Source organism: uncultured Amnibacterium sp. (genome assembly GCF_964250715.1).
Classification (GTDB): Bacteria; Actinomycetota; Actinomycetes; order Actinomycetales; family Microbacteriaceae; genus Amnibacterium.
Genome location: NZ_CAXUGX010000005.1, coordinates 64,745 through 89,493 on the forward strand (window position 1 = coordinate 64,745; position 24,749 = coordinate 89,493).

The window sequence follows — 24,749 nt, forward strand, 5'->3', positions numbered from 1 at the left end:
GGCCCTCACGGTAGGGCCTGGGTCGCGCCCCGGCCGTCGCGGCCGACGAGTCGCAGGAAGGCGCTCAGATCCGCCAGGGCCGGCGCCGTGGTCGGCAGGGTGTCGGCGAGGGCGGGGGAGTGGATCAGGTACGCGGCCCACTTGGCGCGGGAGATCGCGACGTTCAGGCGGTTGCGCAGCAGCACGAAGCCGATGCCGCGCGGCACCTCGGCGGCCGACGAGGCGGTCAGCGAGACGATCGCGATGACCGCCTCACGGCCCTGGAACTTGTCGACCGTACCGACCTCGATGTCGGGGTAGCCGGCGGCGGCCAGGTGGGTGCGGATCAGGGCGACCTGCGCGTTGTACGGCGCGACGACGATCAGATCCGCCTGGGTCAGCGAATCGCGGCTGCGGGGACCGTCCGACCAGGGCAGCCCCAGGTGCGCAGTCACCAGGCGCACGACCTCGGCCGCCTCCGCAGTCGACTCGCTGGCGTCACCCGCATGGACGACGGGGACCGGATGCACCCCCGGGGCGATACCGGGCAGGTCGCGGTCGGTCGTCTCCGGCAGCTTGGACCGCAGCCGGCCCTCGTAGGAGAGGTCGGAGACCGCGGCGCAGAGCGCCGGGTGCATGCGCCAGCTTTGCGCGAGGAAGAACCCGAGCGGCGCCGGCAGCACATCGTGACCGGCGGAGAGCCAGCCGAGGGCGGAGGCGTCGACCGGCTCGGGATGCCGCCCCTGGCTGACCTGGGGCAGCTGTTGCGGATCGCCGAGCAGCAGCAGGCGGCGGGCGGACACCGCGACGGCGACCGTGTTCGCCAGCGAGTACTGGCCCGCCTCGTCGATCACCAGCAGGTCGAGGGCGCCGCGGGGGACCTTGGTCGCGTTCGCGAAGTCCCACCCGGTACCGCCGAGGACGCAGCCGCTCTCGGCGTGCTGCGCCAGGAACGGCCGCACGTCGCTGTTGCGATGCAGCGCCGTCCACGCCGGGCCAGCAGGCGGCTCGGCCGTCGGGTCGGCCGCCTCGATCTGCTGCGCCTGCTGCGGCCGCTTGCCGACGAGTGCTGGATCCAAACCGGCATCGATCACCCGCTGCAGCAGGTTCTCGACCACGGCGTGAGACTGCGCGACCACGCCGATGCGCCAGTGGTACCGCTGCACGAGCTGCACGATCACGTGCGCGCCGACCGTCGTCTTGCCCGAGCCGGGCGGCCCCTGCACCGCGACGTAGGAGTCGTCGAGCCGCGACACCGCGGCCACGATGGCCGCCGCCGGATCGGCCCTACCCGGATCGGCTCCGGCCGGCCCGTGCAGTGCTGCCCCGCCACGCAGCCGGGGCGGGGAGCGGCGCAGCACGTCGAGGACCGCGTCGTCCCCGCCGCCGGGCGTTCCACCCGCACCGAGTGCACCCGCCACCCCCTCGCCCCAGTCCAGGATCGCCTCGCGCTGCGCGGCGGTGCGGATCGGGGGAGGGGGAGTGAGGGCGACGGGCAGCTGCTGCCACCCTTCGAGCGGCCCGTGCTCGTCCTGGCCGGCGACCTCCTGCAGGACCACCTCGAGCCGGCCGTCGGCGAGCAGAGCGACCTCGCGGACGATTCCGCGGCCGTGCTCGCCGCGCTGCCCGCTCGGCACGGGGTCGCAGCCGGCCGGCACCGGTTCGTCGTACATGACCGAGCGCGTGTCGCCAGGAGCCAGCGTGCTCCCCGTTGCGAGCCGGCCGACGAGCACCACCACTCGGCTGTCGGAGCGGCGCCCGGGCTCGCGGGCCCACTCCGTGCGAACCGCGGCGTACTCGACGATCAGCACGTCGCGCTGCTCGGCCCACTCGTCCAGCGGGCTGATCTGCCGGTTGAAGTGCTCCCACCAGTACGACTTGGCCTCGCGCCGGTGGTACTCGATGGCCGCCGCGGCCAGGGCGATCGCCGTCTGGTCGGCGGTGCGGTCGGCGGCGTCCACGCCCTCGATCGCCGCCAGCAGCGCGTCGCGGGCGGCGTCCTCCCGGCGCGCGATCGTCTGCTCGGCGGCGTCGCGGGCCGGGGGAGCGATGCGCCGCGGCACGCCGTGCTCGTCGGCGCGGGCCAGCAGCCAGTCGCGTAGCCGCAGGGTCGAGACGCAGTCGTACCGGTTGTAATCGGCGATCTCGGCCAGCAGCGCATCGGCCTCGGCGGTGCGGCCCGCGCCGCGCAGCTCGGTGACGCTGACGTAGGCGTCGACCGACCCGGCTCCGGTGGTCACCTCGCTCTGCCGCAACTCGCCGCCCATGTACAGCGGCTCCAGCTTCTTCAGCGAATAGGAGCGGTCGGAGATGCGGATGCTGCGCGTGACGATCGGGTACAGGTCGACCAGCACATGCTCGCTGAGCAGCTCGTCGAGGATCGCCTCGCCCACCCCGTATCGCGCGCACAGTTGCTGCAGGTGGCTGCGCTCGTAGTCGGCGTAGTGGTAGACGTGCAGACCGGGGTGACGATTCCGGCGATCGGCGACGTAGTGCAGGAAGTCGAGCAGCGCCTGCCGCTCGCCGCTGCGGTCGTGCGCCCAGAACGGCCGGAAGTGCTCGCGCCGCTCATTTCGATGCGCGCGGTCCTGGTCCGACACGTCGTGATCGACCACGCCGAACAGGTAGTCGAGTCCCCATGTGGTGTCGTCGTCGGTCCAGAGCGGGTCGCCCTCGAAGTCGAAGAAGATGTCGCCGGCGTCCGGCGCGGGCAGCGCGGCGAGCCCCGACGCGTCGCGCACCTCGGCCAGCACCCGGTGCGGCGCTCCGGGAACGTCGGGCGGCGCGGCGAGCTGCATGCGGGCCTGGCCCTGCAGCGAGCGGAGAGTCGCGTCCGGCAATCCCTCGACCGGTCCGGCCGCGATCGCAAGCCGGTCGATCGTGGTGATGCCGGCGGCCAGCAGCCGATCGCGCTGGTGGACCGTGAGTCGGCCGACCAGCAGCACGTCGCGGGTCGCCTCGATCTGCACGGCGCACTCGGCGCAGCGGGAGCAGGCGCGCACCGACGGGTCGTCCCAGGCGATCGGCCCGGTCGCCGCCAGACGCTCGGCGATCAGATCGTCCAGGCGCTGCTGCCGCAGGGCGTGCACGGGCACGATGTCGGTCAGCCGGTGGGTGCTGACGGTGCCGTCGCCCAGCATCAGGTCGGCCTGCGGCGCGACGGGGACCCCCAGCCGGCGCAACTGCTGCGCGTAGGCGGCGATCTGCAGCAGCGCGGTCACCTTCGCGCGGCGGGCCAGCTTGGTGTCGACGACGCGCCAGCGGTCGCCGTCGGTGTCCCCGTCGGTGTCGGTGTCTCGCATCAGGAAGTCGGCGAAGCCCAGGAACGCGCCGTCGAAGAAGGTGCCCTGGAAGACCACGTCCGCGCCGTCGTGGATGGCGTCCAAGGTCTGCTGCTGCGCCGCGGAGAGCGCCGCCGGATCGGTGGAGTCAGCCGGCCTGGCGATCTGCGCGACGCCGCCGGGCGATCCGGGCACATGGTCGCCGTGCAGCGCCACGAGCCGCCGCAGTTCGCGCAACTCGTGCTCGTCGCCCAGCAGGGCCGCGCGCCGGTTCAGCGCATCCTCCGGCTCCTCGACCGCCGTGACGCGGCCGAGCTTGGCATCGAGCCGCCGCATCAGCCCCCACTCGCACTCCACCGACGCCTTCAGGTCGGAGGCGCTGCGCACCACCCGCGGAGCCGCGGGCGCATCGAGGACGAACACGATCCCGCAGTGTGCCCCACCCCTCCGACACCCGCCGGAGGGTGCACCCCGGACCGGTATCCTGGTTGGTTCCGCCTCGACGAAAGGGCCCGTCCATCTACTCCGAGTCCGGTGTGGCCCAGTTCGTCGGCCTGTCCACGTTCACGCGGGCCGACGCGTACCAGCGGCAGGGTCGGGTCTCGGACACCCGCTGGAGCACGGACCGCACCATCCTGACCGGCTCGGTCAAAGGCGCCGGCCGCTCGCCCTACTCCGCTCGGGTGCGCATGCGGGTCGCCGGCGGCGGGCCGGAGCCGATCACCGGCCTCTGCAACTGCCCGGTCGGCGACCGCTGCAAGCACGTCGGCGCCCTGCTGCTGGAGGCGGTGCGCACGCCGGTCCCGACGGTCCGGCCGGCGGTCAGCGCGCCGTGGCGCCGCGCGCTCGACCCGATCCTGGAGGGTCTGGACCCGCGCGACACCGGCGCGGCGCTGGGCCTGCAGTTCGAGTTGCAGCCGGACGGCATGCTGCGCCCCGCGCCCGGCAGGTTCGCCCGGTCGCAGCCCCGCACCCCGACGCCGACCGTCGCGGTGCGTCCCGTGCAGCTGGGTCCGAGTGGTCGGTGGCGCCGCACCGGCATCTCGTGGCGCGAGATCGCCAGCCCCACCAACCTGCGCGACTACGACGACCGGCAGGCCGCCCTGTTGCGCGAGCTGCACCTGCTGCTCTCCGACGCGTCCACGCAGTTCAGCCCGGACACGTGGCTGTCGCTGGACAAGTGCCGCAGCGCCGGACTGTGGGCGCTGCTGGAGCAGGCGGGTCAGGAGGGGGTCGGCCTCGTGACCGGCGGCCGCACGCAGACCGCCCTGACGATCGCCGCGCAGCCGATCACGCCGGCGATCGACTTCTCCCGCACCGGCGACGAGCTGGTGCTGCGCCGCCTGCTCGCCACCGGCGGCCTCCACGGCCTCCCGACCGGCAGCCCCACGGGTACCCCGCTCGCGACCCCGTTCGCCCTGATCGGCGACCCCGCGATCGGGCTGGCGACCTGGCAGGCGGTGGCCGGCGCACCGCTGGCCGACGCGGTGCTCACCCTGGCGCCCTTCCCGGCGCCGGTCGCCGCCTCCGCCCGGGCGTTCCTGCGGCTGGACGAGCCCATCCGCGTGCCGAAGGCCGAGGAGGCGGTGTTCCTCACTGAGCACTACCGGCGCCTGGCGACACTGCTGCCGATCGTCTCGCGCGACGGCTCCTTCGTGCCGCCGCGGGCGCCGGTCGCCACCCTGGGCCTGACCGTGCAGCACGGCGCCGACGCCGCCGTCACGGGCTCCTGGTGGTGGCGCTACACGGTCGACGTGCCGGACGGCGCGCCCGGCGACGCCCGCCCGCAGCGCGTCCCGTTCGAATCGGACGCCGCCGGCCGGTTCCGCGACGCCGCCCAGGAGCGGGCGTTGCTGTCCGCGCTGCCCGCCGTCGGCATCACGCCGTCCGGCACGCCCGACCTGCTGGTGCCGGCCGCCACGCGGCTGCGCGAGCATTTCGAACTGACCGGCATGGCCGCCATCCACTTCGTCAGCGAGGTGCTGCCCGCGCTCCGCGAACTGACCGGACTGGAGTTGGAGGAGCGGGGCGTGGCCGCCGAGTACCGGCCCGCCGACTCCGCCCCCGTCGTGTCGGTCGGCACCGTCGCCCGCGCCGGCGACCGCGACTGGTTCGACCTGCAGATCGACGTCCGCGTCGGCGACGAGGCGGTCCCCATCGCCGACGTCATCCGCGCCCTCGCACGCGGCGACGACTACATGATCCTGCCCGGCGGTGTCTACTTCCCGCTGGAGGACGACGCCTTCGCGAAGCTGCGCGACCTGATCGCGGAGTCGCGCGAGCTGGCCGAAGGGCCCGGGGAGTCCCTGCGCATCTCGAGGTTCCAGAGCTCCCTGTGGGAGGAACTGGCCGAGCTCGGCATCGTCGCCAAGCAGGCGGAGGCGTGGCGCAGCATCGTCGCCGGGCTGACCGCCGCCGGCACCGAGGCGGGACTGCCCGAGCGTGCCTTGCCGGCCTGCTTCACCGTGCAGCTGCGCCCGTACCAGCAGGCCGGCTACGACTGGCTGTGCTTCCTCTACGACAACGGCCTGGGGGGCGTGCTCGCCGACGAGATGGGCCTCGGCAAGACCGTGCAGTCCCTGGCCCTGATCGCCCGCGTGGTCGAAGAGGCGGCCGGGCGAGCAGCTGAGCAAGTGGCTGAGCAGACGGCTGAGCAGACGGCTGAGCAGTCAGCCGGGCAGGCCGCCGAGCAAGCAGCCGCCCCCGATGGCAGCGCCGCCGCCACGCACCCCCGGTTCCTCGTGGTCGCGCCCACCAGCGTCGTGCCCAACTGGGTCGCCGAGGCCCAGCGCTTCGTCCCCGGCGTGCGGACGGTCGGCATCACCGAAACGACTCGCAAGAGCGGCCGCACCCTGCGCGACACGATCGGCGACGCCGACCTCGTCGTCACCTCCTACGCCCTGTTCCGGCTGGACGCGCCCGCCTACGAGCAGCTCGGCTGGGCCGGGATGCTGCTCGACGAGGCCCAGTTCGTGAAGAACCGCACCTCCGCCACCCACCAACGGGTCCGCGCCATCGACGTGCCGTTCAAGCTGGCGATCACGGGGACGCCGATGGAGAACTCCCTGATGGACCTGTGGTCCGTGTTCTCGATCGCCGCGCCGGGCCTCTTCCCGTCGCCGACCGGCTTCGCGGAGTTCTACCAGCGGCCGATCAGCCGCGACGGCGACGCGGACCGGCTCGCCCAGCTGCGCCGGCGCATCCGCCCGCTGATGCTGCGCCGCACCAAGGACCTGGTCGCCGCCGAGTTGCCGCCCAAGCTGGAGCAGACCCTGGAGGTGGAGCTGAGCCCCCGTCAGCGCGCCGTCTACGACCGCTACCTGGCGCGTGAGCGGCAGCGGGTGCTCGGGCTGATCGGCGACTTCGGCAGCAACCGGTTCACGATCTTCCAGGCCCTCACCACGCTGCGGCAGGCGGCGCTCGACGCCGCCCTCGTCGATCCGCAGTACGAGGGGGTGCCCTCCACCAAGCTCGACCTGCTCGACGAACTGCTCTCCGACGCCCTGGCCGAGGGGCACCGGGTGCTGGTGTTCAGCCAGTTCACGCGCCTGCTGCAGCGGGTGCGCCGACGCCTCGATACCGCCGACATCGGCTACGCCTACCTGGACGGCAGCACGCGCAGGCGGGGCGAGGCGGTCGACCGGTTCCGCTCCGGCGACGCCGACGTGTTCCTGATTTCGCTGAAGGCCGGCGGCTTCGGGTTGAACCTGGCCGAGGCGGACATCTGCATCCTGCTCGACCCCTGGTGGAACCCGGCGGCGGAGGCGCAGGCCATCGACCGCGCACACCGCATCGGACAGACCCGCCAGGTGTACGTGTACCGGCTGGTGGCGAAGGACACGATCGAGGAGAAGGTGATGGCGTTGAAGGCGTCCAAGGCCGAGCTGTTCGACGCCGTCATGAGCGACGCGGGCGCCGCGGCGACCGCCGGCATCAGCGCCGACGACGTGCGCGAGCTGCTCGGCTGAGCATGCGCACGGCCCGGGGCAGCACTCATCGACGCAGCGCCGCCCGCCGGGCTGCCGCGGGTGTGGGCGACCTGCTGCGCGGGTTCCGGCTGTGGGGCGGGTCGCCGAGGCTGATGCTGCTGGGCGCGGTTCCGGCGCTGCTCGTCGCCGCGCTGGCCGCCGGCGTGCTGATCGTGGTCGTGCTGGCACTGCCGACGCTCGGCGGGGCCGTCACCCCGTTCGCGGCCACCTGGGTCGAGCCGTGGCGGGGCGCGGTCCGCGTGCTCGCGAGCGCGGTGATCCTCGTCACGACGGTCGTTCTCACGGTCCTGACCTTCACCGCGGTCACCCTGACCGTCGGCGACCCCTTCTACGAGCGGATCTCCCGCCGCACGGAGGAGCGATTGGGCGACGCGCCGCCCGATCGGCACGACCCGGCGCTGGCCGGGCTGCTGCGCGCGGTCGGCGACGGCCTGAGGCTGTTCGTCGGCGGCCTGCTGGTCGCCGCGCTGGCGGTCGCGCTCGGGCTGATCCCGGTCGTCGGCACGATCGCCGGGGTGGTCGTCTCGGCGGTGCTCGGCGGCCGGCTGCTCGCAATCGAGTTGACGGCGCACGCGTTCGATGCGCGCGGGCTCGGACCCCGAGAGCGTCGCCGCATGCTCGCCACCGACCGCGCCCGCAGCATCGGCTTCGGCGCCGCCGCCTACCTGCTGTTCCTGGTGCCGTTCGCGGCCATCGTCGCGATGCCCGCCGCCGTCGCCGGAGCGACGATGCTGGCCCGCGCCGTACTGGCCGACGCCGCCCTGCTGACCCGCTCTGCCCTGCCGACCGACTCTGCCGTGCTGACCGACTCCGTCGCGCTGACCGACGCCGATGGGCTCACTCCGGCGCCCGGCACGCCGACACCGTCGTGATCACGCCGTTGACGGCGTAGCGGATGGAGGCGACCGGGCCGCCGTCGCCCGTCACCGCCGCGAAGGTGCCGGTCGGATCGCTGACCGTCGCCCGCTCCGTCGTCAGCCCGAGCGCCTGCCAGTACGAGTCGAGCGTCGCCAGGTCGGTGTTCGGCGAGACGCTGGCCGGCCCCTCGTCGGTCCACTCGGATTGCAGTCCCAGCCCGCCGCCGGCCACGGTGCAGGAGCGTCCCCGCAGGACGGTGGTCAGCTTCCACGGAGTCGACCCCAGCCGCCGCTCGCTGTCCGCCCTCAGCGCCTCCGCCCGCCGCACCGCCGCCGCGTCTTCGCTCGGGCCGGCCGACGGCGTCGACGCCGCGCTCGATCCGGACGGTGTCGGCGTCGCACCCGTCTCGGATTCAGAAGACTGCGCCGCCGGTCCCGCCGCCGGCCCACTCGCGGAATCAGCCCGGCCCGCGGCCCGCAACCCGACCACGACCAGCACCGCGACGACCACGAGGAGCACGCCGAGGATCCACCACACGGCAGCGGACCGACCCGGACCCGGGTTACGGTCCGGCCCACGGTCGCCGGGCTCGCGGTCGCCGGGGGAGAGGTGCCGGGCCGCCATCGCACGAATCGTAGGGCCGCACGCCGCTCAGGTTCACCCAGAAGGTGATGGCGCAGGCTGATGCCGTGCCTGCGACGCCCGTTCACCCGGACGACCGGACGGTCGTGGCGACGACGCTCGGCCGCGTCCGCGGTCGCCGTGAACACGGGATGCTCGCCTGGCGAGGCATCCCGTACGCCGCCCCGCCGGTCGGCGACCTGCGGCTGCGCGCGCCACGGCCCGCCACGCCGTGGGACGGTATCCGCGACGCGACGACCGCAGGCGCGGTGCCGCCGCAGCCCCGCACGTCCACCGCGTCCGGCGCGGGATTCGCCACCCGGATGGACGAGGACTGCCTGACGATCGGAGTGCTGCGCCGCGCGACGCCCCCCGCCGCACCCCGACCCGTGATGGTCTTCATCTACGGAGGCGCCTTCGCGATCGGCAGTGCCGCGGCCACCGCCTACGACGGCGCCCGCCTGGTCGCGGACGGCGACGTGGTCTTCGTCGGCTTCAACTACCGGCTCGGTGCCCTGGGCTGGCTGGACCTCTCCCGCTACGGCACCGCGGCGCGACCGATCGACAGCAACCTGGGGCTGCGCGACCAGCTGGCGGCCCTCCGCTGGGTGCACGACAACATCGCCGCGTTCGGCGGCGACCCGGACAACGTCACCCTGTTCGGGGAGTCCGCCGGAGGCACCTCCGTCGCGACGCTGCTGACCGTGCCCGACGCCCGCGGGCTGTTCGCGCGGGCGATCGTGCAGAGCAGCGGCATCGGCTCGGTCGCGGGTCCGCAGCGCACCGCCGCGTGGGCCGAACGGTTCGTCACCCTGCTCGGTCCTCCTGAAGCGAGTGCTCCTGAAGCGAGTGCTGCGGACAGGCTGCTCTCCGCGACCCCCGACGAGTTGGTGCGCGCGCTGGCCCTGCTGGAGGCGGAGGTCACCGACGACCAGCCGGGCGCGCGGGTCCTGGGCCCGGTCGTCGACGGCGTGCTGCTGCCGACGCATCCGCTCGACGCGTTCCGCGACGGCGACTCCCTACCCGTGCCGCTGATCATCGGCACGAACGCCGACGAGGGCACCCTGTTCCAACTGGTGGTGCGGGCGCTCGCGGGGACGCCGGCGCGGGTCGATCGGCTGTTCGCGCTGACCGATCCGGGCGCGCGGCCGGGCGTGCTGGCCGGCTACCCCGGCTACCCGCGCCGACGCTCCATCGCAGAGCTCGTCACCGACCTGGTCTTCTGGCATCCGAGCGTCACCGCCGCCGCCGGTCATGCACAGGTCGCGCCGACCTGGATGTACCGGTTCGACTTCGCCCCGCCGCTCGTGCGCCTGCTCGGCCTGGGCGCGACGCACGCCGCCGAGTTGGACTTCGTGTTCGGCCGCCCCGACTCCCTGCTGCAGCGGCTCGGCGGCCTGCTCGGCGGTCGACGCGCCGCGCGTGCGGTGACCGTCCGGATGCACGGCCGATGGCTGGCCTTCGCGCGCCGCGGCGTGGTGGCCGAGGACTGGCCGCAGTACGACGGCGAGCGAAGGCTGACCCTGATCATCGACGAGTCCGACCGGGTCGAGGCCGATCCGCGCGGCGAGATCCGGCCGGCCTGGGACAGCTGGACGCCCTACCGCTGATCGGCCGTACCCGTCAGGCCCTGCTGTTCAGCCACGGCCGCTCGGCACCGGTGACCGGCCCCTCGGCGGCGACCGCCCGGCCGACCAGCTCGGTCAGATAGAGGTCCTCCGCCGCATCGGCGATCCCGTAGAACGGAGCTCCGCCGCAGACGAAGGCCGCCATCGCGCGCAGCACGCCCGCGACGGCGATCTCGTCGTCCGCCAGCCGAGCGGGCGCGACCCTGCTCCGCCATACCGTCTCGCCGCCCAGCCGCACCGCCCGCAGTGTGAAGCCCTGCAGATCGCCGTCCACCCCGGTCTGCTCGCGGGTGAGGGGCAGGGTGACGGGCTCGCCCGGCCGGTCGATGACGTGCACGCGGTCGTCGACCAGTTCGCCGTGCGTACCCCGGATCGCGATGTGCCGGGTGCGGATGGGGGAGAAGTACTGCTCGCCGGCGAAGTCGTAGGTGGCGGTCAGGTCGCGGTCCGTCCACTGCAGCTGCGCGACCGTGCGGGTATCGGTGCCGACGGTCAGGTCGGCCGACCAGCCGTCCCGCCCGAGCGGCTGCACCGCCCGATCGATCGTCTCGGCGGCCCGGACCGTGACCGGCTCGAAGCCGATCCGCAGCACCTCCCGGATCACGCTGAAGGCGTGATAGTCGTGGGCGAACGACGCAGTGACGTGGTGCACCTGACCGATCCGGCCGGAGCGGGCGACAGCGATGCGGGCGGCGTGCATCGGCTGCAGCCGGTACTGCTCGGCGCTCTGCAGCGGCGCGTCCAGCCCGTATCGGGCGACGAAGGGCGCCAGCTCTCCCGTGTGCGCGGCGATCGGCGTCTCGCCGAGTACGGGCAGCCCGGCGTCGAGCAGCGCTCCGGCCAGGGGCAGCGCGGAGTCGCGCGGCACGGACAGCAGCACGAAGTCGAGGGGGCCCTGAGCGAGGAACGTCGCCATCGAGGTGCTCGCGGGGATGCCGCGCTCGGCGCCGATCCGGGCCGCCGACTGCTCGGAGCGGGTCAGGGCGGCGACGACCTCGAACTCGCCGGGCAGCGCGTCGACCACCGTCAGGTAGGGCGTCAGCCGCCAGCCGGTGCCCACCAGGCCGATCCGCGTCGTCCGGGTCATGCGCGCATCACGCCCGGACCGGCCCGGCGACGGGCCGCGGCTGCAGTCGGTGGGCGCCGATCAGCGCCGCGACCGCGCCCAGGCAGGCGGCGGTGACCGGCACCAGGAAGCCCGCCCGCGCCCCTGCGGCGTCGATGAGCAGCCCGGCGACGGCGGCGGAGACCGCGTAGGTCAGGCTGAGGGCGGTGCTGGTCCACGCCAGGCCCTCGGTCAGCCGGTCGGCCGGCACGAGCTGCTCGATGAGCGACGAGCCCGCCGTGATCACCGGCGCGATCGCCACTCCGGCCACCAGGAAGACGACCGCCAGCAGCGGGACGGTCGGCACGAGCACCATCGGCACGGTCAGCACCGCCATCAGCAGGACCGCGACGACGAAACGCCGCCCCAGCCCGCCGCGCCAGCGGATCGAGCCGTACACCAGGCCGGAGAGCATGCTGCCGAACGCCCAGAGCGCCAGCACCAGACCGGCGGCGGCCGGCACTCCGGCCTGCTTGGTGAACGCGGCGACCGTCACCTCCGCGGATCCGAAGATGCCGCCGGCGGCGAGGAATACCAGTACGAGCACCAGCACGCCCCGCTTCCTCAGCACGCCGGTCGACCGCGCACGCGGCTCCAACCCCGCCGCCGACGCCGATACCGATGCCGCGGACTCCGGCTCCGTGCGGCGCTGCGCCGCGAGCAGGAAAGCGCCGGAGAGGGCGGTGACCGCGGCGAGGATCAGGCCGACCGCCGGATGGATCAAGGTCGCGATCAGCGTGATCACGACCGGACCGATGATGAACACGACCTCGTCCAGCACCGACTCCAGCGCGAAGGCGACCTGCAGCCCGTCGTCGCGGCCCACGGTGTTCGCCCATCGTGCCCGCACCAGCGAGCCGACCGATACCTGGGTGACCCCGGCGAGCGCGGCGGCGACGAAGAGGACGGCGATGGGCGCCCCCAGCATGGCGACGAGCACGAGCGCACCGATCGCCACGGCGTGCACCACCGCGGCGGGCCGCAGCACGCGGGCCTGCCCCAGCCGGTCCGTGAGGCGGGCGATCGACGGCGAGATCACCGCTGCGGCGACGCCGAGCGTGGCCGCGACGGCACCGGCCAGCGCGTACGACCCGGTCGTCCGCTGCACCAGCAGCACCGAGCCCAGGCTCAGCATCGCGATCTCCAGCCGCGCGTACAGCCCCGTCGCGCTGAAGGCGAGCGCACCGGGCCTGGCGAGGATGCGGCGGTAGGGCGACAGCACCGCCCGACGCTACCGCCGGTCAGGTCCGTGCCCGCTGCGCGCACCTGGTCAGCGCCACCCCTCCGCCACCCCCTCCACACCCCCGATCCGCGCGGCACCTGAAGGGGGTCTGTCCCCCGAACCGCTGTCTGCCTACCGTTTTCCCATCGCCATCAGGAGAAGCGTGCCATCACCGGGGGACAGCGCCCACACGAGAAACGCGGATCGGGGTCGGACCATGCACAGGTCGCTGACCCGACCCGTCCGCGTCGTCGGCGTGGCCACGGCGCTCGTGCTGACCCTGGCCGCCGCGCGGATCGAGTTCTCTGGCGGATTCTCTGGCGGCCAGACCGGGGCCACACTCGCGGTCGACCACCCCTGCGCAACGCCCTCCGCGGGGCACGCCTCCTGCCTGCTGCAGGTCGTGCCCGCTGCGACGTCGTCCGCCACGATCGCGGGGCTCACCCCCGCCGCGATCGCGTCGGCCTACGGACTGAACGGTGGCGGCAGCGGCACGATCGCCGTCGTCGACGCGTACGACAACCCGAACCTCGAATCCGACCTCGCCGTGTACCGCAGCACGTGGGGACTGCCGGCCTGCACGACCGCGAACGGCTGCTTCCGCAAGGTCGGGCAGACCGGCAGCGCCACCGACCTGCCGAGGGCGGACGCCTCGTGGGGCGAGGAGACGTCGCTCGACGTGGATGCCGCCTCCGCCGCCTGCCCCGCCTGCCGGCTGCTCGTCGTCGAGGCGAGGAACGACTCGATGTCGTCGCTCGGCACGGCCGTGAACACGGCGGTCTCCCTGGGTGCGACCGCGGTCTCGAACAGTTACGGCGGTCCCGAGAACGGCGCCGCGAGCGCCTACAGCAGTGCGTATTTCACCCACGCGGGCGTCCCGGTGGTCGCGTCGACGGGTGACGACGGATACCAGCCGGTTGCGACGATCCCCGCCGCACTGCCGAACGTCATCGCGGTCGGCGGCACGACGCTCACGCGTACCTCGGCCGCGCCCGCCGTCCGCTCGGCCGCCGCCGCCCGCGTGGTACTCGGGTCGACCGCGGTCTCCACCCGGGTCGATCGGGACATCGCCGCGGTGAACGCGCTGAAGAAGGCGCTGAAGAAGGCGACCGCCACCCTGCAGCACCGTCGCGCGTCGCACTGCACGTCGAAGGCCTGCAGACGCGCCCTGAGCAGCGCGACGACGACGGTTCACCGGCTTACCAAGTCCCTGGCCACGGCCAGGAAGACCCTCGCCGCCGACCGGCGCAAGGCACGCACGCCGACACCCGCTCCGGTGCCCGTGCAGCCGCCCACGCCCGTCTCTGCGCCCACGACCGGTCCGGCTCCGACGGTGCCACCGACGACCTCCGCGCGGGGCTGGGCCGAAACGGTCTGGTCCGGAGCGGGCAGCGGCTGCTCCGCGCAGGTGGCCCGGCCCGCATGGCAGTCGGGCGCGGTATGTACGGGCCGCTCGATCGCCGACGTCGCCGCGGTGGCCGACCCCGCGACCGGCCTCGCCGTGTACGACACCTACGGGACGAGCCAGGTCACGCGCACCGGCTGGCTGGTCGCCGGCGGTACCAGCCTGGCGGCGCCCCTGATCACGGGGATGCTCGTCCGGTCCGGAGCCGCCGCCACCTACTCCGACGCCTCGCCCTTCTACGCGCACGCAGGCCGCTTCACCGACGTGACCGCCGGCAGCAACGGCACCTGCGGCACGGCGCTCTGCAACGGCACGGTCGGCTACGACGGCCCCACCGGCGTCGGTACGCCGTCGTCGCTCGCCTCGTTCTGACTCTGCGGAAGGCCGGTCTTTGCGAGCGCGCTCGCCGCCCGGCGCCGACCTGTCAAGTCCGCGCGATCCTGCCGGCCGGCTCGTATCGTTGAGTCCTTGACCATCGGAACCCGCGAATTCGAGCCACCGCGCCCGGACGCCAGTCCGTCGCTCGACGTGCGCGTGACCGGCGGCGTGGTGCGGGGCCTGCGGGACTCCGGCCAGACCTCCTGGCTCGGCATCCCCTACGCACGCGCCCCTGTCGGCGACCTACGCTTCCGCGCACCGCAGCCCGCCGAGCCGTGGGCCGGCGTGCGCGACGCCACCCGCTTCGGCCGAGTCGCCACGCAGGCGTACCACGGCCAATTCCGCGGCGTCGGCCCGGGCGTGCCGTCCGGCGAGGACTGCCTGAACCTGAATGTGACCGTGCCGAACGAGCCGCGCGCGCCCGCAGCCGGACTGCCGGTGATGGTCTGGATCCACGGCGGCGGCTACAGCGCGGGCTCGTCGCAGGACTTCGCGGGGCGTGGTGACAGCTTCGTCGCCAGCGGCCGGGTGGCGTTCGTCAGCCTGAACTACCGGCTGAGCGCGCTCGGCTACCTCGACTTCAGCCGCCACGGCACCGCCGAACGCCCGATCGACAGCAACTTGGGGCTGCGCGATCAGCTCGCGGCTCTGCAGTGGGTGCACGAGAACATTGCGGCCTTCGGAGGCGACCCCGACACCGTGACCGTGTTCGGGGAGTCGGCGGGCGGCAACGCGATCACCGCTCTGCTGGCCATGCCGGCGGCGAAGGGGCTGTTCGCGCGGGCGATCGCCCAGAGCCCGCCGGCGAGCGCGTTCTACTCCCCGGACCTCGCCGCGGCGTGGGCGGACCAGTACCTGCAGATCCTGCGCGAGCAGATCGCCGGCGAGCAGGCCGGTGGCAGGGCGGCGGGTTCCAGGCAGATCGGCGGCACGCGTCTCGGTGGCACGCACTTCGGGAGCAGAGCGGGCCGTCACCCGCATGGTGACCGCAGCACCGCATCCGCGCTCGAGCTGCTGACCACAACGCCGGCCACCGACCTGGTCACAGCCTCGGTGACCCTGCAGATCCGCACGCCGGCCACATATCCGGGCACCTTCTGCCTGGCGCCCGTGGTCGACGGCGACCTGCTGCCGGAGCCGCCGCTGACGGCGCTGCGCGAGGGGCGCGGCCTGCCCGTGCCGCTGGTGGTCGGCACGAACGAGCGCGAGGGGTCCATCTTCCGCGGCAAGCTCGACATCCTGCCCCGCTCCCCGGAGCGGATGCGGGTGGTGTTCGGGCAGGCGCCGCCGGAGTCGCGGCAGCCGATGCGCGACGCCTATCCCGGTCTGCCCGGCCGTCGGCCGGCCGGCGACTTCGCGGGGGAGTACGGCTTCTGGTTCCCGAGCGTGCGGCTGGCGGACCACCAGTCGCGGACCGCGCCCGTGTACGCCTATCGCTTCGACGCGGCGCCCCGCCTGCTGCGCGTCACGGGCCTGGACGCGACGCACGGCGTGGAAGTGCCGGTGCTGTTCGACCAGGGCGAGTCGCCGCTTGTGCGGGCGATGTCGCTGCTCGGCGGCCGGGAGCCGTTCGCGGCGGCGGGCACCCGGATGCGCCGGTACTGGCTGGAGTTCGCGACCACCGGCGCGATGCCCGACTCCTGGCCGGCGTATACGCAGGACGAGCGCTCCACCCTGATCATCGACGACACCGACCGCATCGAGCGCAACCCGCGCGGCGACAAGCGAGCGGTCTGGGAGCGCTTCCTCCCGCAGCTCTGACCCTCGGTGCTGCCGGGTCGGCGCCACCCGGGATCACCGACCTGAGAGTGCTGCTGGTGGATGCGCTGTCAGACCCCTCGGTGATCATCGTCGCCTGAGGTCGGACGGCCTCGGCGAGGAGACGGAAGTGGGATGGACAACCAGATCGGTGGCTCAGCCGGGCCCGATGCAGCGCGCGTCGAACAACCGGCTCCGACGGGAAGGCGTGACCCATGAGTGCCGGCGCGAACCTGCTCGTGCTGCTGGTGTTCGTCCTGGCCGTGGGCGCGATCGGCGGCATCGTCATCGGGGTGCCGATCCTCTTGCTCCGATCTGTCGCCCGGTCCGCTCGCGCCCAACCCCCGCCCGGACGACCTCCGACCACACGGCCGTGGACGAGCGACGATGAGATCGAGGCCCGCCTCCACCACGACGGAGAGTCGCCGATCGACGGATACGACCCGTGATCGCGGAGTTGCGCACCCACTCCGCTCGCTCCGCGTTCCCTGGAAGTCGGAAGCGGGTCGTGTGAGCGGGGGTTGGCTACCCGTATGAAGCAGCGCGCACTGGGCCGGCAGGGCCTGACGGTCTCGGAACTCGGACTCGGCACCATGGGGATGACGATGGCCTACGGGCCGGGCGGCGATCGCGACGCGGGGATCGCTACCATCCGCCGCGCCCACGACCTGGGCGTCACGTTCTTCGACACCGCCGAGCTGTATGGGATGGGCACGGGCCTGAACGAGCAGATCGTCGGGGAGGCCGTCGAGGCGTTCCGCGACGAGGTCGTGATCGCGACGAAATTCGGCTTCACCTTCGGGCCCGACGGCCGCCCGAACGGCAACGACAGCCACCCGGACCACATCCGCCAGGTTGCCGAGCACAGCCTGCAGTACCTGCGCACGGACGTGATCGACGTGCTGTACCAGCACCGGGTCGACCCGACCGTGCCGATCGAGGACGTCGCGGGCGCCGTGAAGGCGCTGATCGAGCAGGGCAAGGTGCGGTATTTCGGCATGAGCGAGGCCGGCCCCGAGACGATCCGCCGTGCGCATGCCGTGCAGCCGGTGTCCGTGCTGCAGACCGAGTACTCGGTGTTCGAGCGCGAGGTGGAGGCGGACGTGCTGCCGGTCGTTCGGGAGCTCGGCATCGGCTTCGTGCCCTACTCGCCGCTCGGCCGCGGCTTTCTCACCTCGGCGGTGAAGCCGGCGGAGGAGTACGACCAGTCGGACATGCGGCGCACCGATCCGCGCTGGCAGGGTGAGAACTACGAGCGGAACAAGCGGGCGATCGACCAGCTCGGCGACTTGGCCGCGTCGAAGGGGATCACCACGCCGCAGCTGGCACTCGCGTGGCTGCTGGCGCAGGGCGACGACATCGTTCCGATCCCGGGCACGCGCAGCATCACGCGGCTGGAGGAGAACGTCGGCGCCGCCGAAGTGACGCTGAGCGACGCGGACCTGGAACGCATCCACGAGATCGCACCCGACGGCGCATTCGGCGCCCGGTACGCGGAAGGCCGCATGCCCGTCTGGACCTGACGGGCATGCGGCTCAGGCGGCAGGGCGCTCGGCCCCGACGGTGACTCAGGCCCCGACGGTGACCGCGTCCTCACGGACGGGAGACGCCGCCTGCGGCGACGCCGCGTGTGCCGTGGAGAGCGAGAGTCCCTGATCGCGGCGGCGGAACCCGACCGCGGCCAGCACGGCACCCGCCCCGAAGAACGCGGCGCACCACCAGTACGCGGTGCTGTAGCTCTGCACGGCGGCGGCCGCTGCAACCGCAGCGGTCATCGGGGTGTGTGACGCCAGGTAGCCCGTCGCCGCTGTCGCGGCCAGCGTATTCAGCAGCGCGGTGCCGATCGATCCGCCCACCTGCTGGCTGGTGTTCACCATCGCGCCGGCCACGCCGGCGTACTGCCGGTCGACCCCGAGCGTCGCCGTCTGCATCGACGCGGGCATGATCGAGCCCATCCCGGCGCCCATGAACATCAGCGGCACCAGCACATCAGGCGCGTAGGAGCTGTCGACGCCCAGCCGGGTCAGCAGCACCATGCTGGTCGCGGCCAGCGCCATGCCGATCGGCACCATCACCTTCGGGCCGAACCGCGGGACGAACACGTTGGTCGACAGCTGTGCCGCCAGCACGAGCATCCCGATCATCGGCAGGAACGAGACGCCGGTCTGGATCGGGGAGTAGTGCAACGTCTGCTGCACGTAGTACGTGACGAAGAGGAAGACGCCGAACATCCCGACCGCTGCGATCATCACGGAGCTGTACGCGGTGCTGCGGTTGCGGTCCTTCAGGATCGCGAGGGGCAGCAGGGGATGCGAGGCACGGCGCTGCCAGAGCACGAACGCGGTCAGCAGCACGACGGAGCCGGCCAGGAAGCCCCACGTGGCGGGGGAGTCCCAGCCGTCCTTCTCCGCGTTCGAGAACCCGTAGACCAGGCCGAACAGGGCGCCGGAGACGAGCAGCGTGCCGGGAACGTCGAGCTTCGGTCGCGGTCCGGTGCGCCGCAGGTTCGGCACCAGGAAGATCGCGCCGACCAGTGCGACGAGCGCGATCACGTCGTTGATGTAGAGGTTCCAGCGCCAGTCGAAGTTCTGGGTGAGCACGCCGCCGAGCAGCAGCCCGACCGCGCCGCCGGCACCGGCCAGGGCGCCGAAGACCCCGAAGGCGCGGGCGCGCTCCTTGGGGATGGTGAAGGTCGTCGTCAGCACCGCCAGGGCGGTCGGAGCGAGCAGCGCGCCGAACACGCCCTGCAGCGCGCGAGCCGCGACCAGCAGGCCGAACGTGCCTGCGGCGCCGCCGAGCGCGGAGGCGCCGGCGAATCCGATCAGGCCGATGATGAACATCCGCTTGCGGCCGACCAGGTCGGAGAGGCGGCCGCCCAGCAGCAGCAGGCTGCCGAAGGCGAGGGAGTAGGCGGTGACGACCCACTGCCGGTCGGCGTTCGAGAAGCCGAGGTCGGCCTGCGCCGACGGCAGGGCGATGTTCACGACCGTGGCATCGAGTACCACCATCAGCTGCGCGAGCGCGACGACGGCGAGTGTCCACCAGCGGTGGGAGGAGTGCGGAGTCTCCGACGGGACGGTCGACGAGGCGAGAGAAGTCATGCGAGCAGCATATACGAAACCAGACAGTTCCGGATCTACTCTGTTCCAGAACTTGAAGGTGTCGTATAGTCGGACGCGAGCACACGAGGAGGAGACGGCTGCGATGACGCTGCACGATCTGGTCCGCGACGATTCCGTTCACGACGAGCCGATCCACGAGGCCGACCCGAAGCCGGTCGCGGACGGCGAGGACGCCGACCAGCGCGCGAAGCTGGGGCGCAAGCGCGACCACACGCGCGACCCCGAGATCTTGGACGCGGCGATCGAGGTGCTGGCCGAGAGCGGCTACGACGGCATGACGATCGACATGGTCGCCGCGCGAGCCAAGGCCGGCAAGGCCACCCTGTATCGCCGGTGGCCGTCCAAGGCGGAACTGGTGATCGAGGCGGTCGCCTGCATGAAGCGCAGCGAGTTCTCGCTGGACGACCTGCCGGACACCGGCACGCTGCGGGGCGATCTGGTCGCGATGCTCCGCCCGCACTCCCTCGAAGACGCCGAGCGCAAGCTGCAGGTGATGGGCGGCCTGGTCTCGATGCTGTCGCGCGACCCGCAGCTGGCGGACACGGTGAACCAGGCCATCACGGAGCCGCGCGTCGCGGTCAACCGCATCCTGATGCAGCGGGCGATCGACCGCGGCGAGGTGCGGCCCGACGCCGACATCGAGACGGTCTCCCACATCGTCCCGTCGATGGTCGCCTACCGCACGCTGGTGCAGCGCAAGACGGTCGATCGGGACTTCCTGATCTCGATGATCGACGGCGTCGTGCTGCCGGCCCTCGGAGTCGCCCCCGTCGCGGCTCACCGCTGATGTGGCACGACTCGTTCGTCGAGCACTAGGCGACTGCGTTCGCCGAGTGGGAGCAATCCGATGACGCAGCGCTGTGGGATGGAGTAGCGGCGGACGGGCTGGACAATGCCGGCCGCCTTCACATAGGCCTGAACTGACGAGCCTCGGGTCGACGGGTGCCGATGCGCCGATTCAGAAGGGGCAGTCGAGTTCGTCGTCGGCCCAGCGGGCTTCGTCGGGCGGCGGGTCGGCATCCGTCGAGGGTGGATGCAGGTACTGGTCGGGTACGGGTGTGGGTTCGGGGGGTTGGACGGTGGTGATGATGCGGGTGCCGTAGAAGCTGGTCCAGGCCAGGTCGCGGCCTTCGCGTAACTCGATGTCCCACAAGCCCGAGGTTTTGATCGTGTGATCGCGGCGGGACAACAGGACGAGGTTGTCGAGCGCGGTCTGTCCGCGGGCGAAGCCTTGATGGAAGGGGGTGACGTGGTCGGCGTCGGTCTGTCCGGGTGGGCGTCGACAGTTCGGTCCGCGTCCGCCGCCGTCGAGCAGGCCGAGCAGGGTGCGCATGTCGGCGGTCGGTTTGTACTTCTTCCGCCCGATGGTCATCACCGCCCCGGTGACGGGGTCGGTGAGGACCCGGATCCAGGACTTCGCGTTGCCCGCCAGCCGTTTTGCGGTGTCCATGTCGATGGGTCCGTAGCCCTGCAGCGTCGCTGGGCACTCCGAGACACCGAGGGCGGTCATCGCGGGGATGAGGACGGCGATCTTCGCCTGCACCCCACGACGGGCCGGGACGGTGACGCCGTTCTTCTCGGTGGCGTCGTGGCGGGCGCCTTCGACCCACAGGTCGGTGAGGATGTCGGACCGCAACTGCTGAACGCTCCGTGTCTCGCCCTCGGTCCCATGGGCGGCGATGGCTGCTGTGGAGAGGGCGTGGTCGATGGCGATGGCTTCGGGGGCGGGCATCAGGTTCGACAGCCACGCCATCCCATCCGCCGCCGGCTCCAACGTCACCTGCCGGCCCTGCAACGCCTTGGCGTGCCGGTCCACCGCAGTGACGGCTTGGAGACGCTCCCGGATGACATGCAACCGGTCCCGCAGCTTCGGCATCGCCACCCGGGTCACCGCATCGGAGGCCTTCGCGTCGAACGCGGGTAGGAACTGCGGGTCGAGGCCGTCGATGGCGGCGTGCACCATCTGCATCCCCCGCCACGGCACCCCACCGGCCACGAACCGGGCCCACGTCAATGGCAGGTCGCTCTCCAAATCCTCCGCGGTGTGCACCAGTTCGGATGCGGTCTGCTCAGCGATCTGCAGTGACGTCGCCAGTTGCAGCATCACCGCCTTCTGGACCATCCCGTTCACCATCGCATCCGGCGTCCCCGTCACCGACGCCACCGCGACCCGCCACGTGCCGAGCGCTGCGAGGACCCGCTCGGCCTCCGCCTCACGCAGTGCCCGCTGCCGCAGCTCGACCCGCTCCATCGCGATGTTGATGGGATGCACCTCCGGTAACACCTCATCCGCACCCGGCAGGGCGGCGAGCTCATCCGGGTCGATCAGATCCACGTCGAACGGATCCAACTCCGTCACCGACGCGACCCAGTCCTCCGGATCCAACCGCAGGGCCGCCAGCTGCTCATCACTCCACGACGCATACTCACCCGCAGTCGGATACCGGGGCACATCGCCCACCTCCACCCGCCGCCGGACCGAGAGCCCGAGCAGCTTCCACTCATCCGTCTCCGGATCCACCACCAGACGCCGCGCCACCCGCTCGCCCACACCCCGCATCACTCGAACATACTATCGAAACTCGTGGGCATTCGCAACCAGAGAAGCGTGATCAATCAGGCTGCTTGACCACCTCGCGGAGCACCTGTCGAGCGGCGGCGGAGCCCGCGGGCTACTCGCCAGCTGGGCGCTGCTGCAGTTCCGCTGGGCTCGGCAGGTAGACCAAATTGCCCTGCGCGTCATAGGTCGTGCTGCCGATCGCATCGTTGAACAGCACGGGAAGGCTGCCGGTCTCGCTGCGGCGCAGGCGCGCTGTCGGAACCGACTCTCCTGACGCCCGCAGCGCCTCTGCCTCGGCCCGGAAGTACAGCCGCACCTCCTCCGCGGCTCGCGCGTTCAGATGCCAGTTGTCGGTGTACCCCGGCAGGTTGCCGTAGCGCTGCCGCAGGTGATGGCGGATGCGTCGCTGGTCGATGCCCAGCTCGCGCTCGAGGTCCGAAGGGGTGGTGTCGTCCGCCACACATCGACTCTACCGAGCAGCTCAGTGAGAAGAAGGTGCATCCCTGTCATCCGCCCGCGGGCCTGCGGCCAGCACCGCGTACACGGATCAGGCGCCTCCGACAGGCCTGGCTTCAGCGGATGAGGGTCACTCGCGGGTGGTCGGCCCACGCCCGATCGGCGGTGAGCACCTCGGCGTCGAGTCGGGCTCCGAGCGCGAGGCAGAGGCGGTCGGCGAGCGAGAGGTGCGATGCGGCCGGCCAGAGTGCGGCGGCGGCTTCGGCATCTGCACGAGTCACCGGCTCGACCACCAGGTCGAAGGAGAGCAGCACGTCCCGCGCGATCGGCCAGGCGGTGGGCTCGGTCGCCACCTTCTGCGCGACTTCGGACCAGTTCGCGGCGCCGACCCGGCCGCCGGAGGTCAGGTTGTGCTCGACCACGTCACTGCCGGGTTCTTCACGGAGGAACGCGAGCAATGCGGAGGCGTCGAACACCGTCATTGATCGGCGAGGTCGGCCGCGACGGCGGCCCGACGTTCCGCCAGAAGTTCATCCACGAGCGGACGACCGGCCAGCTTCTCGCGGATCACCTTCAGCGCCGTGTCCCGTTCGGTGAGGAGCAGGCCATCGGGCGTCTCGACGAGGATCAAGGTGGTCCCCTGCTTCCAGTGACGGCGTTCACGAACTTCCGAGGGGACGACGATCCGCCCTTTGTCTCCAAGAACGACGCTCGATGATCCACTCATAAGCAAAAGATACCACCGGTCGTAGGTTGTGCCACTGGCACTCTTCGCGTACCACCGTCGCAAGCGCGGGCACGCTGACCGCGAGCAGCATCGCCGAGCGACCGCCTCGTTCACGACGCCGGCGTCGTCACGCACCCGCCCGTCGCCGACTCCGGATGAGTAGCGTCGGAAGCCGCATCGAGCTGGAGGAGCGCGCAGTGTCCTACATCGTGGATTTCGTCGAAGTATCGACCGTCGGGTTGGAGTCGTCGCCGGTCGCAGCCGCATTGGCCGGCCTGCGCGCCAACGAGGCGCGGTACTACAAGAACAAGTACGACCACGTCTTCACCGTCGAGGCGGCGAGCGAAGCGGCGGACTCCGTCGACCGGGTGCACCGCGTGCTGCTGACGGAGCGCAGCATCGTGATCGGGTCCCGGCCGCTCGAGGCGACGGACTTCGAGGTCGACGGCATCCGCATGACCTACGTCTTCTACGAGAGCGGACTGTCCATCAACGTGATGTACACGATCGCCGATGCGGGCAAGCGGGCCATGGGCTTCAAGCTCTCCGAGGGCATGGAGGTGCCGGAGGAGCTCTCCACGTTCAAGTTCGCGCGCCAGAAATCGAAGCTGGCCGGCACCATTCGCGGCTCCTACTTCGTCATCAAGGGCGAGTACTGACCCCGGTCGTTCCTACTCGGTCGTGAGGGCCGCGATCGCGCGGTCCATCGAGCGGCCGAGACCCCAGCGTCGGGCGAGATCGGCTCCGGTCCGTCGGCGCTCGTCGGTCATCCTGATCACGCCGTCGAACTGCGGCAGGGACAGATCCCGCACGACCCGGACCGCCGGGGCCGCTCGCCGCGCGTACTCCGCTCCGGCCCGCAGCTTGGCCGCCTGACCCACCGGGATGCCGCTGCCGACCTTCGACGCCGCGGCGAGCACGCCCTCCAGGTCGCCGAACCTCGAAAGCAGCGTCGCGGCGGACTTCTCGCCGATGCCGGTGACGCCGGGCAGGCCGTCGGAGGGGTCCCCGCGCAGCGTCGCGAAGTCGGCGTACTGCGCGGCACCGACCCCGTACTTGGTGCGGATCACGGCGTCGGTGACGAGCTCGAGGTCGCGCATGCCCCGAGCGGTGGAGACGACTCGCACCTGCCGGGCGTCGTCGACGACCTGGAACAGGTCGCGGTCACTCGTGACGACGTCGACCGGCATCGTCGCGGTCGCGGCGAGCGTGCCGATGACGTCGTCGGCCTCGTGGTCGTCTGCGCCCACCCGCGCGACGCCGAGCGCATCCAGCACCTGCGCGATGATCGGCACCTGCGCGGTCAGGGCGTCGGGGACGATCTCGCGGGCGGGCCGGGCGCCGTCGGCCGGCTCGGCGACGCGGTGCGCCTTATAGGAGGAGATCAACTCCACCCGCCAGGCCGGTCGCCACGCGACGTCCCAGCAGGCGACGAGGTCGGTCGGCGCGAACTCGCCGACGAGCCGGGCGACGATGTCGAGCAACCCGCGGACCGCGTTCACCGGTGTGCCGTCCGGGGCGGTGATCGTCTCGGGCAGCCCGTGGAACGCGCGGAAGTAGAGCGCGGCCGTGTCGAGCAGCATGAGGCGTCGTTCCGGCACAGTTGCAGTATCGCGAACCGGAGCCCGCCGGCGATGCGCCGCCGTCGCACGGCGGGCCA

General features: G+C 72.2%; 19 protein-coding genes. 9 read left to right on the top strand and 10 right to left on the bottom strand.

Features of this window, described 5'->3' with window-relative positions:
* Window positions 1-5 precede the first annotated feature (5 nt).
* A complete protein-coding gene (locus tag ACFE7H_RS06655; RefSeq protein ID WP_375400441.1) occupies window positions 6-3,683 on the bottom strand; it encodes a TM0106 family RecB-like putative nuclease in 3,678 nt (1,225 codons plus the stop codon).
* Window positions 3,684-3,796: 113 nt separating this feature from the next.
* On the opposite strand from ACFE7H_RS06655, the gene ACFE7H_RS06660 reads away from it, so the two are divergent.
* Together ACFE7H_RS06660 and ACFE7H_RS06665 are read left to right on the top strand one after the other, a co-directional pair.
* Complete coding sequence (locus ACFE7H_RS06660; RefSeq protein ID WP_375400442.1) at window positions 3,797-7,228, top strand: SNF2-related protein; 3,432 nt, start codon at window positions 3,797-3,799, stop codon at window positions 7,226-7,228.
* A 2-nt stretch (window positions 7,229-7,230) separates the two neighbouring features.
* On the top strand, window positions 7,231-8,121 hold the full coding sequence (locus ACFE7H_RS06665) for an EI24 domain-containing protein (protein ID WP_375400443.1): 891 nt from the start codon (window positions 7,231-7,233) through the stop codon (window positions 8,119-8,121).
* Here the strand turns inward: ACFE7H_RS06665 and ACFE7H_RS06670 are convergent.
* Window positions 8,087-8,731, bottom strand: coding sequence for a hypothetical protein (locus ACFE7H_RS06670; protein WP_375400444.1), 645 nt, complete (start codon window positions 8,729-8,731; stop codon window positions 8,087-8,089). The genes ACFE7H_RS06665 and ACFE7H_RS06670 overlap by 35 nt on opposite strands.
* A gap of 65 nt (window positions 8,732-8,796) precedes the next feature.
* Between ACFE7H_RS06670 and ACFE7H_RS06675 the strand changes: the two genes are divergently transcribed.
* Window positions 8,797-10,338: a carboxylesterase/lipase family protein gene (locus ACFE7H_RS06675; protein ID WP_375400445.1), complete on the top strand. Its 1,542-nt coding sequence runs from the start codon at window positions 8,797-8,799 to the stop codon at window positions 10,336-10,338.
* 13 nt (window positions 10,339-10,351) lie between these two features.
* Here ACFE7H_RS06675 and ACFE7H_RS06680 read toward each other — a convergent pair whose 3' ends face one another.
* Window positions 10,352-11,443 (bottom strand): Gfo/Idh/MocA family protein, encoded by a 1,092-nt coding sequence (locus ACFE7H_RS06680; protein ID WP_375400446.1) that lies wholly within the window; start codon window positions 11,441-11,443, stop codon window positions 10,352-10,354.
* Window positions 11,444-11,450: 7 nt separating this feature from the next.
* The gene (locus ACFE7H_RS06685; RefSeq protein WP_375400447.1) at window positions 11,451-12,683 is read right to left on the bottom strand and encodes an MFS transporter; all 1,233 of its coding nucleotides are present in this window, start codon (window positions 12,681-12,683) and stop codon (window positions 11,451-11,453) included.
* A gap of 217 nt (window positions 12,684-12,900) precedes the next feature.
* Between ACFE7H_RS06685 and ACFE7H_RS06690 the strand changes: the two genes are divergently transcribed.
* The 4 genes from ACFE7H_RS06690 (at window position 12,901) to ACFE7H_RS06705 (ending at window position 17,747) form a co-directional block, all read left to right on the top strand.
* Window positions 12,901-14,460: a hypothetical protein gene (locus tag ACFE7H_RS06690; protein ID WP_375400448.1), complete on the top strand. Its 1,560-nt coding sequence runs from the start codon at window positions 12,901-12,903 to the stop codon at window positions 14,458-14,460.
* Window positions 14,461-14,556: 96 nt separating this feature from the next.
* Complete coding sequence (locus ACFE7H_RS06695; RefSeq protein ID WP_375400449.1) at window positions 14,557-16,227, top strand: carboxylesterase/lipase family protein; 1,671 nt, start codon at window positions 14,557-14,559, stop codon at window positions 16,225-16,227.
* A gap of 212 nt (window positions 16,228-16,439) precedes the next feature.
* Entirely contained in the window at window positions 16,440-16,673 is a 234-nt protein-coding gene (locus ACFE7H_RS06700) for a hypothetical protein (RefSeq protein WP_375400450.1), read from the top strand.
* An 84-nt stretch (window positions 16,674-16,757) separates the two neighbouring features.
* Window positions 16,758-17,747: an aldo/keto reductase gene (locus ACFE7H_RS06705; protein WP_375400451.1), complete on the top strand. Its 990-nt coding sequence runs from the start codon at window positions 16,758-16,760 to the stop codon at window positions 17,745-17,747.
* 45 nt (window positions 17,748-17,792) lie between these two features.
* On the opposite strand, the gene ACFE7H_RS06710 is transcribed toward ACFE7H_RS06705, so the two are convergent.
* Window positions 17,793-19,325 (bottom strand): MFS transporter, encoded by a 1,533-nt coding sequence (locus ACFE7H_RS06710; protein ID WP_375400452.1) that lies wholly within the window; start codon window positions 19,323-19,325, stop codon window positions 17,793-17,795.
* A 103-nt stretch (window positions 19,326-19,428) separates the two neighbouring features.
* Here ACFE7H_RS06710 and ACFE7H_RS06715 point away from each other — a divergent pair, with 103 nt between their 5' ends.
* Window positions 19,429-20,133 carry a TetR/AcrR family transcriptional regulator gene (locus tag ACFE7H_RS06715; protein ID WP_375400453.1) on the top strand — a complete coding sequence of 235 codons (705 nt, stop codon included), beginning with the start codon at window positions 19,429-19,431 and terminating at the stop codon, window positions 20,131-20,133.
* Between the two features lie 171 nt (window positions 20,134-20,304).
* Here the strand turns inward: ACFE7H_RS06715 and ACFE7H_RS06720 are convergent, their stop codons facing one another.
* The 4 genes from ACFE7H_RS06720 to ACFE7H_RS06735 form a co-directional block, all read right to left on the bottom strand.
* Window positions 20,305-21,906 (bottom strand): DUF222 domain-containing protein, encoded by a 1,602-nt coding sequence (locus tag ACFE7H_RS06720; protein WP_375400454.1) that lies wholly within the window; start codon window positions 21,904-21,906, stop codon window positions 20,305-20,307.
* Between the two features lie 112 nt (window positions 21,907-22,018).
* Complete coding sequence (locus tag ACFE7H_RS06725; RefSeq protein WP_375400455.1) at window positions 22,019-22,366, bottom strand: hypothetical protein; 348 nt, start codon at window positions 22,364-22,366, stop codon at window positions 22,019-22,021.
* A gap of 112 nt (window positions 22,367-22,478) precedes the next feature.
* A complete protein-coding gene (locus tag ACFE7H_RS06730) occupies window positions 22,479-22,844 on the bottom strand; it encodes a PIN domain-containing protein (protein ID WP_375400456.1) in 366 nt (121 codons plus the stop codon).
* On the bottom strand, window positions 22,841-23,089 hold the full coding sequence (locus ACFE7H_RS06735; protein ID WP_375400457.1) for an AbrB/MazE/SpoVT family DNA-binding domain-containing protein: 249 nt from the start codon (window positions 23,087-23,089) through the stop codon (window positions 22,841-22,843). The genes ACFE7H_RS06730 and ACFE7H_RS06735 overlap by 4 nt, the downstream gene beginning before the upstream one ends.
* 197 nt (window positions 23,090-23,286) lie before the next feature.
* Between ACFE7H_RS06735 and ACFE7H_RS06740 the strand changes: the two genes are divergently transcribed.
* A complete protein-coding gene (locus ACFE7H_RS06740; RefSeq protein WP_375400578.1) occupies window positions 23,287-23,748 on the top strand; it encodes a phage tail protein in 462 nt (153 codons plus the stop codon).
* 12 nt (window positions 23,749-23,760) lie between these two features.
* On the opposite strand, the gene ACFE7H_RS06745 is transcribed toward ACFE7H_RS06740, so the two are convergent.
* Window positions 23,761-24,672: a 5'-3' exonuclease H3TH domain-containing protein gene (locus ACFE7H_RS06745; protein WP_375400458.1), complete on the bottom strand. Its 912-nt coding sequence runs from the start codon at window positions 24,670-24,672 to the stop codon at window positions 23,761-23,763.
* Window positions 24,673-24,749: the final 77 nt, after the last annotated feature.